This is a genomic window from Noviherbaspirillum sp., assembly GCF_036846085.1.
Classification (GTDB): domain Bacteria; phylum Pseudomonadota; class Gammaproteobacteria; order Burkholderiales; family Burkholderiaceae_D; genus Noviherbaspirillum.
The window spans coordinates 1-9,282 of record NZ_DAIUCO010000220.1 but is presented as its reverse complement, the minus strand read 5'-3'; the positions used below and the strand labels follow the sequence as shown (position 1 = coordinate 9,282).

The 9,282-nt window shown below is 62.9% G+C and carries 6 protein-coding genes and 1 pseudogene; 2 read left to right on the top strand and 5 right to left on the bottom strand.

Going from position 1 to position 9,282, the window contains the following annotated elements; genetic code table 11:
- The 5 genes and pseudogenes from V7080_RS20215 to V7080_RS20195 form a co-directional block, all read right to left on the bottom strand.
- Positions 1-313: pseudogene (locus tag V7080_RS20215) on the bottom strand (hypothetical protein); the annotation flags it as partial.
- A complete protein-coding gene (locus V7080_RS20210; protein ID WP_334190189.1) occupies positions 310-2,025 on the bottom strand; it encodes a carbamoyltransferase family protein in 1,716 nt (571 codons plus the stop codon). The pseudogene V7080_RS20215 and the gene V7080_RS20210, both read right to left, overlap by 4 nt.
- A gap of 137 nt (positions 2,026-2,162) precedes the next feature.
- Positions 2,163-2,468: a hypothetical protein gene (locus tag V7080_RS20205; protein ID WP_334190188.1), complete on the bottom strand. Its 306-nt coding sequence runs from the start codon at positions 2,466-2,468 to the stop codon at positions 2,163-2,165.
- 116 nt (positions 2,469-2,584) lie between these two features.
- Positions 2,585-3,880 (bottom strand): cation:proton antiporter, encoded by a 1,296-nt coding sequence (locus V7080_RS20200; protein ID WP_334190187.1) that lies wholly within the window; start codon positions 3,878-3,880, stop codon positions 2,585-2,587.
- Between the two features lie 203 nt (positions 3,881-4,083).
- Positions 4,084-5,748 (bottom strand): Hsp20 family protein, encoded by a 1,665-nt coding sequence (locus tag V7080_RS20195; RefSeq protein WP_334190186.1) that lies wholly within the window; start codon positions 5,746-5,748, stop codon positions 4,084-4,086.
- Positions 5,749-6,153: 405 nt separating this feature from the next.
- Between V7080_RS20195 and V7080_RS20190 the strand changes: the two genes are divergently transcribed.
- Positions 6,154-7,956, top strand: coding sequence for an ABCB family ABC transporter ATP-binding protein/permease (locus V7080_RS20190; protein WP_334190185.1), 1,803 nt, complete (start codon positions 6,154-6,156; stop codon positions 7,954-7,956).
- 192 nt (positions 7,957-8,148) lie between these two features.
- On the top strand, positions 8,149-9,282 hold a 1,134-nt coding region (locus V7080_RS20185; RefSeq protein WP_334190184.1), incomplete at its 3' end, for a glycosyltransferase family 2 protein.

Below are 9,282 nucleotides of genomic sequence, written 5' to 3'. Positions count from 1 at the left end.
CCCTTGTCTGCGCCACCTGGAGGAAGCGCGGCAGCGCGGCGATGTCCGCCGGCTGTTCGGGAAAGCCGGGAAAGCCGGGGAAAACCAGCAGGTCGTCGATATACATGTGAAAGCGTTCGACGAAACTCGCCGCCCACGGCATGCCGATCAGGGTGATGTGCGACCGCGGCGCGGCGGCACGCAGCGCGCGCAGGGCCGGCACCACGCACAGCATGTCGCCAAGCTGCAGGGCGCGGAATACGGCGATGCGCGGCGGCGCCTCGAAGTGCGGCATGGGCACGCCGGACCGCTGCAGGATGCGCGCCGTCGTCATTTTTCCACTATGAAGGAACCGATCGCGAGCACATCCAGCGGCGTGCTGCAGAAGGATTCGACCGCATCCCGCGGCGAGCAGACCACCGGTTCGCCGCGCGTGTTGAACGAGGTGTTGATCAGCACCGGCACGCCGGTACGTTCGGCAAAGGCCTGGATCAGGTCATAGTAGGCGGCGTTCTGCGTGCGGTTGATGGTCTGGATGCGGGCCGTGCCGTCGACATGCCGCACCGCCGGAATCCTGTCCGCCTTGTCGGGCCGCACGTCGTACACGAACACCATGTAGGGCGATACCCCGCCGTTGACGAACCAGTTGGCGGCCTCTTCTTCCAGCACCACCGGCGCCACCGGCCGGAAATCCTCGCGGTCCTTGATGTTGTTCAGGATCGCCTGCATGTCCGGATCGACCGGCGACGCCAGGATGGAGCGCGCACCGAGCGCGCGCGGACCGAATTCCATGCGCCCCTGGAACCAGCCGATGACCTTGTTTTGCGTCAGCAGGTCCGCCACCTCGGCGGCGAGATTGCCGGCACGGCGGTAACGCAGCTTTGCCTGCCTGAGGAAGGCTTCGATCTCGTCGTCGCCGTAGGCCGGTCCGTAGAAAGCATGTTCCATGCGCCAGTTGCGCTTTGACATGCCGCGCTGCTGCGCATCGACCCAGAGCGCCGCGCCCATCGAGGTGCCGGAGTCGCCGGCGGCCGGCTGCACCCATACGCTGTCGAAGCCGCATTCGTCGCGCACCCGCGCGTTGAGCACGCAATTCAGGGCGACGCCGCCGGCCATGCACAGATTCCTTGCGCCGGTTTCCTTGCGCAGCCAGTCCACCATCTGCAGCACCGTTTCCTCCAGCACTTTTTGCAGCGAGGAAGCGACATTCATATGCGCCTGGGTAAATTCGCTGCCGCGCGCACGCGCCGGCCCGAAGATCTGCGTCCAGTCGGCAGGATGAATTTCATATTCGCCGCCGCCTTTGTACTGCACCACCTTGCGCAGGGCATCCGCATGCTCCGGCTTGCCGAAGGATGCCAGCGCCATCACCTTGTACTCGTCGGAGGAATGCAGGAAGCCGAGGTGGCTGGTGACCGACTCGTAGAGCAGCCCGAGCGAATGCGGCAGATTGACCTGCTTGAGACGGCGATAGCGCCGGTCTTCATACACGCCATAGCTGGTGGTGGCCAGTTCACCGCGGCCATCCATGGTCAGCACGGCACAGTCGTCGTAGGGCGCGGCAAGGAAAGCGCTCGCCTCGTGCGCCAGGTGATGCTCGACGAAGTGCCACTTGAAGGGGCCGTCATGGCGCACGCCGCGGAAGCGTTCCTTGATGTGGTGTGGCGCACCGGCGGCAAGCTGTCGCGGCGCGTTCACGATCGATGACAGGAACAGGGGATCCCACGGCGACAGCCATTCGGTGGTTTTCTGGGCCGACGGTTCCAGCGGTAATTCAATCGTGGCACTGCCCTTGTGTTTACCGAGCAGCAGCGAGGGATCATACGAATAACCGATATGGTCGACGTCGGCCAGCGCAATGCCGGCCTCCTTGAGGCAATAGTCGATGGCATGGAAAGGCAGCTGCCAGGTGGTGAACGGCACCGGCCGCTTGCCATGCTTGACGCGCGTGAAGCGCTCCTCCTCGGCTGCGGCGATGACGATGCCGTCCTGCACCAGCGTCGCGGAACAATCATGATAGGCGGCGTTGATGCCAAGGGTATACACATTGATCTCCTGTTGCTTTTTTTGGTGTTGACGCTGAAGCAAGCGATGTACCCGGTACGGCAACGCCTGCCGAACGGGGCAATCGTCCGCACGTGCCCGTTCCCCGGATGTAAGAACTACAGGGTGATGAAAATTCGTCAGGCCCGTTTGCCTGCAGGCATCGGGGCGGACGCGCTGTTTCCGTTCGCCAGGCGCTTGTTGCGCATGTAGACGAATTGTCCCGCCACCGCGGTAAGGAAGATGAAAAAATTGGCGAAGACGAAGACCCAGTTATCCACCAGGTAGCTGTACAGCGTAAAGCCCGCAGAAGCGGTCAGCTGCCCGATGAACAGCCACTTCGATACGCCGGCGATGCTGCGGCTCTTCCATTGGCTGTACACCTGGCGGGAGATGGTCATTACAAGAATGGCTGCGCTTATCCAGCCGATCAGGTCTTCCAGCATGTGGTCCTCTTTCGAAATGAAATGGTGATGTCGATGATGATCGACCCTCCTTGCAGGAGCCGTACCTGCCCGGGAAAGGCAGCATGCGACGTTGCGTGAACGGAATGCAGGCTTTCCTACGAGCGCCAGAACCGGTCCATCAGCGGCTTCACGCTGATGCCGTGAACGAATATCGACAGCATCACCACTGTTAGCGTGATTTGTGTCAGCTCGCGCGCGATGTCCTCCGGAAGCCCATGCTGTATGGCATACATCAGGTAATACACCGAACCGATGCCGCGCACCCCGAACCAGCCGGTGATCCACTTCATGCGGCGGGTGGTACTGGTACCGGCCAGCCCGATCCAGACGCTTGCCGGGCGGGCGACGAAGAACAGGAACAGCGCCATGCCGGCCGCCCTCCAGCTCCAGGCACCGAGGAAGATCATGCCGCCCAGCAGCAGCACGAGCATCAGTTCCGACAGCCGCTCCAGGTGTTCCTTGAACACCAGCGCTTCGGCGCTCACGGTCAGCGGCACCTGGTGCTCCGGGTCGGCTGCCGCGGCGGCGGATTTGGTCGTGTCCGCTTCCAGCATTCCCTGCCGGTCGCGCGGCGCGCCGGCCAGGACGAGTTCGGTGTGGCGCAGGGCGACACCGGCAAAAAACACCGCGAGGAATCCCCAGGCCTTGAGCCACAGGCACAGTCCGTACACGACGGCGATCAGCCCGAGTCCGACGAGGTCGTCCAGCACTTCATGTTTTGAATTTCCGCCGCGCAGTTTCCAGCCGATGCGGGCCAATCCTGCACCGACGGCAGCGCCGATCAGGATGGCGCCCAGCGTCGCCCACAGCACGTCCATCAGCAGCCACTTCGACCCGAGTGACCCGATCTCGTGCAAGCCGAGCAGGCCCAGTCCCAGCATGACGAAAGGAAACGCGCTGCCGTCGTTCATGCCGGCTTCGCAGGTCAGCAGGAAGCGCAGATTGTCCTTGTCCCCGGCGTGGCGCACCTGCACATCGGTGGCAAGCACAGGATCGGTCGGCGCCAGCACCGCACCGAGCAGAATGCCGGCGCCGATCGGCAGTTCCAGCACGAAATACGCGAATGCCGCCACCATGCCGACCGTAATCGTCATTGAAACCCATGCCAGCCGGATCGGCGGCCCCCATCGCTTCAACGATACCGGCACCGGCATCTTCACACCTGCAGAGAACAGCGAGATGAGGACCGCGATCTCGGTCACCACTTCCAGTACGGCGGATTGCTGGAGCGGATCGAAATTGAAAATGCCGAGAAACGTCGGGCCGAGAATCAAGCCGACGGAGAGATAGAAGATCGCCGAGGTGATCGGCAAGCGCATGATGGTGGTCGCGGCCAGGCCACGGGCAAGCATCAGGCAGCCGATCAGAAGAAACCAATGTGCATTCGTCATGGGTGAACAAGCTTCCTAAAACAGCCTTTGGCTGGGGTACGGCCGCGCGGCTCTGACAGCGCGGCGGCAGGGTTCAACGGAAGCTCGCGCAGGCGGGCGCCTTGCTCCAGGAAAGCAAAGGGCCATCGCTTCGAGACGGCCGGCACGCAAAACGGGTGCGCGGGCAGGTGCCGGCCGGAATGGCAAGATGTCGGCGCCGGACCTCAGCGGATATCCAGCCGTTTGCCCGACTGCCCGACCGGATGCAGCGGCACCGTCACCTGCAGCACGCCGTCCTGCATCGAAGCCGACGCGGCATCGGCATCGGCGCCGTCCGGAAGCGCGATGACCCGGTAGAAGTGGCCATAGGAACGCTCGGTGCGGCGGAAGCCGCCCTGTTCGCGCTGCACCGCCTGGTGCCGGTCGCCTTCGATGATCAGCTTGTCGTTGCGGATCTCCACATGGACATCCTCGCGCTTGACCCCCGGCAGTTCGGCCGACACCACCACCTGCCCCTTGTCCTGGGCGATCTCCAGTGCCGGTGTCCAGGCGCTGGCCGGCGTGTCGTCACCCTGGCGCAGCCGGGTGGCGCCCTGGCGCCCGGCGAAGCGATCGAAGACCTGTTCCACCTCCTCGCGCATGCGACGCATCCGCACCAGCGGCTCTTCCCAGGCCTGGAGCAGGTTGGGGAACCATGACAACTGGCTGCCTTGCCTGTCGGCGGAGAGTTCAGCCCCTTGCCCGGATGACTGGCGTGCCGACGAAGAATGCACCGCTCCGGACTCCCTGCGGAACTCCTGCGCGAATTGCTCGGCGGATTGCGGCCGCGCCTGCCGTGGCGGCGGTTCGTCCGCCAGCGGCACCGCCTGGTCGAGGGACTGCTCGAGCTGTGTTCCGCTACCCTGCCGGCTGCCGGACTGATTGTCCCGGTTGGCCCCCGGCATCATTGACTGGGCCATCGCCGAGGCCGGGTCCTGCCCGGTCACAATGCCGATACCGGTATCCGACTCCGGCATGCGGCCGACCCGGCGCGCCTGGCCGGTCTGCATGTCTAGGCTGACCTCCTCGGCGACGGTAAATGGCGAATTCCTGCCGCCGTCGCCGGAGGATTGCGAGAGCAGCCCTTCCGACTGGGTGCTGGCCTCCTGCTGGAGGCCGAACGGCTGCACCCCATAGTCCGCTGCAGCGGCGGCATTCTCGGCATCCTCCGCATCGGCGCCACCCTGCGTGCCGGCGATCCGTTCGGCTTCACCCTGGGCGCGCGCGCCGACGTTAAGCGCCGACGACACGACCGGCAGGCCGGGATCTTCATTGCCGTCCCATCCCTCGGAGTCGGCGGCATAACCCGATGTTTTCGCCGGCTGCCCGTCGGAACCGTCCGGCCCGGAATAGCCGGAGCGTTGTCCGGGCGCTGTGCCCTCGCCGCCGGCGACCGCGCCGCCATGGACTTCGCCGCGCCACTCACCGGTTTCCTCGCCGCGGCTTTCGATGAATTCCTTGAAACGCGCGAGATCCTGCTCGACGCGCAAGCCGAGCTCGGGTTCCGGGTCGCCCAGTTGCGGCATCGTCTCTCCGGGTTCCATCTCCATGGTCAAGGTGACACGGGTTTTCTGCTGATCGACCGGCTGCACGTCGAGCCGTCCAATGTTGAGGGAACCGGTGATGTTGCGCCAGGCAATGCAGCTATCCGGAACTTGTTCGGTGATTTCCGCATCCCATTCCAGGTCCTGTCCGCCCATGCGGGCATGCCAATGCAAATGCGTGTCGTCGAGCTGGCGTACCTGTTCCACATCCTGCATGAACCGGGGATAGTCCTCGAACTGCGTCAGCTGGTTGTAAGCGGTATGCAATGGGACGGCGACTTCGATCGACTGCTGAATTCTTGCCATGGTGAATCTCCTGTTTGCTTGTCTACCACCGCAGCGCGAATGCGCCGGCAGGCAGTTCTTCCCTTGATCTCTATTCCGGCTTCCGTGATTCTGCGACTACTTTCATCTCAAGCATGCGGTCATCAATCAATGCTTGTGGCCGCTTCGCCGGCAAACGGACTATGGGACGAATTGCAAATTCCATACCATTGCCGGAACGTGCGACAAGAATAATCAGAAGCAATCGGCATGTACCTTGCACCGCTTTACGTATAAACAATTTTGCAGGCGCTTGTAAGTCTTACCGCTGGCGCCGTTGCCGTATGGACTTGCCGGCACAGCCCGTATGCCGGGTATCAACATCCCCGGACGTACAGGACAGCCGCCTTTTCTTGCCATCACTAAATCGAGAGAGTGAATCACTCCATGTCGTCATCCGAAAGTAGCCTACCGAGCAACGGTTCCGTATTACGCGATCTCTGGCGGGTCATCTCCCGCTTTCGCGGGCGCATACTGCTTGCGCTGATGTTCCTTATCCTCGCCAAACTGGCCGTGGTGTCGGTGCCGCTGGCGCTGAAACGCATCGTCGATGAGCTGTCCCGGCCAGAACAGCTGGCGACCCTGCCGGTCGTGTTTCTGGTCGGCTATGCCTTGCTGCGGTTCGCGAGCACCCTGTTCAACGAACTGCGCGACCTGGCCTTTTCGCGCGTGACGCAATACACGGTCGCGACCTATGCGCTGAATACCTTTTCCCATCTGCATGCCCTGGGCGCGCGATTCCACTCCAGCAGGCGTCTCGGCGGCCTGTTGCCGGACATCGACCGCGGCACCAGCGGCATCGCCTTCCTGCTCGGCGTCGGCCTGTTCACCATCGTGCCGACGCTGCTCGAGATCGGCATGGTGACGGCCATCATCAGCGCCCGCTACAGCGGATGGTTTACCGTCGTGCTCGCGGTGACGTTCATGATCTACTGCGGCTTCACGCTCGTCTTCACCGCCCGGCGGGCAATCTTCCAGCGACGGGTGAACCGCCTCGATTCCAATGCGAAGAGCATCATGGCCGACAGCCTGATCAACCATGACACGGTGAAATACTTCACCAACGAAAAGCTGGAATCGAGCCGCTTCCAGCACATCATGGACAACTGGGCCGAAGCAGTGGTGGGCAACCAGAAGGCGCTGTTCATATTGCACATCGGGCAAAGCGGCATCATCGCGATGGGTGTGGCTTCCGTCATGCTGCTCGCCGGCCAGAGTGTGATGACCGGCGCGATGACGGTCGGCGATCTGATCCTTGTCAATGCGTATGTCATCCAGATCTGCCTGCCGCTCAATGCGCTGGGCTTCGTGTACCGCGAGGCGAAGGACGCGCTCGTCAACGCCGAGAAGCTGTTCCAGCTGCTGCGCCAACGGCCGGAAATCGACGAGCCGCCCGGCATGCCTTCGCTGCGGGTAAGCCGTGGCGAGGTGGTGTTCAGCGACGTCAGCTTCGGCTATACGCCGGAGCGGCCGATCCTGAAAAACGTCAGCTTCCGCATTCCCCCCGGCGCCACCGTCGCGGTAGTGGGCGGCAGCGGCTCGGGCAAGTCCACGCTGGCGCGCCTGCTGCTGCGGCTGTATGACGTGACTTCCGGACATATCGAGATTGACCACCAGGATACCCGTGGCGTCACGACACGCAGCCTGCGCGAGGCGATTGGCGTGGTCCCGCAGGAGACCCTTCTGTTCAACGACACGATTGCCTACAACATCGCCTATGGCCGCAGCGGTGCCACCCAGGAGCAGATCGTCGCCGCCGCGCGCGCCGCCCATATCCATGAACTGATCGAATCGCTGCCGCAGAAGTACGACACACCGGTCGGCGAGCGCGGCGTGATGTTGTCGGGTGGCGAGAAACAACGTATCGCCCTCGCGCGCGCCATCCTGAAGAATCCGCCGTTGCTGATTTTCGATGAGGCCACCTCCGCGCTCGACACCCAGTCCGAGCGGGCGATCCAGTCCGAGCTGGACCGGCTATCCGAAAACCGGACCACTCTAGTGATTGCGCACCGCCTGTCGACGGTCGTCGATGCCGACGAAATCCTGGTCATGGAACGCGGCCGCATCGTCGAGCGTGGTACGCATGCGCGCCTGCTGGCGCAAGGCGGAATGTATGCACGCCTGTGGCAACTGCAGGAGCGCAGCGCCCAGGTAGAGGATGCGGAGAAGAAACTGCAGGCGGTGAACTGAACATTTTCCAGATACAACAATACCTGTATCGCGATTGATCGCAGTCGGATCGGCGACGAGGTCCGAAAGATTCATGCGGGAATGTGGAACAGGACTTGCATCGTGTTCGCGGTCAATCTGCGGATGACGCGGCATGTCTTATGCCTGCCGCGTGCATCGTCCGCACCATCAAGATTCTGCAGGACAACAGCCATGTCGAAAGTACTCGCATTCACAAGGAACCGTAAGCGTCTCGTCGTGTACAACGAAGGCGAAAGCATGCATACCGGCACTGCCGAGGCCGGCCTGCGCATGCATGCCGGGGCAGCCGGAAGCCGTGTTCTCCGCGGCCACGGCGGCGCTCCAATCCCCGTCGAGCTGATAGTGTCGGTCGTCGTACCCACCTGCGGCAGGCCCGAGCTGCTGAACCGCTGCGTCGCAAGCCTGGTGCTGCAAAAGTTCGACCCGGACCGGTTTGAAATTATTGTCGTCGACGACCGTCCGAGCGATGCCAATCGTGCGGTCGTCGAGCGCTGGGCGCAGCATGCCGCCGACAGCGGACCTGAAGTCATCTATATCCCGTCACCCGGGCCGCACGGACCGGCAGCCGCCCGCAACCGCGGCTGGCGCGCCGCACGCGGCGACATCATCGCCTTCACCGACGACGACACCATCGCCTCGCCCGACTGGCTGGAAAACGGACTGCGGGCCTTTCGCGGCGACGTGCAGGCAGTGTGGGGCCGCATCGTCATGCCCTTGTCCGGCACACCGACCGACTATGAAAAGGATGCCAAGAATCTCGAAACCGCCGAATTCGTCACCGCCAACTGTTTTTGCCGCAGGAAGATGCTGGAGAACATCGACGGCTTCGACGAACGTTTCCGGTTCGCATGGCGTGAAGACTCCGACCTGTATTTCCGGCTGCTGGATTTCCAGGCGCACATCGTGCACGAGCCAAAGGCAGTCATCACCCACCCGATCCGTCCGGCAGGCTGGGGCGTCAGTCTCTCCCAAGTGAAAAAGATCCAGTTCGACGCCCTGCTGTTCAAAAAGCACCCGGGCCGCTACCGCGAAAAAATACGCGCCGCGCCCCGCTGGGATTTCTACCTGATCGTCGCCAGCATCATCGCCGTCATTGCGGGTATCGCCGCAGGCGCCGCGAACGTGGCGATGATTGCAGGGGCAGTATGGCTGGCGATGACGGGACACTTCTGCTGGCAGCGCCTTAAGAACACTTCGAAAACGTTTTCGCATGTGGTGGAAATGATCGTCACGTCGATACTGATTCCGCCGATGGCGGTGTACTGGCGTGCGGTGGGGGCGTTCAAGTTTCGGGTGGGGTTTGTT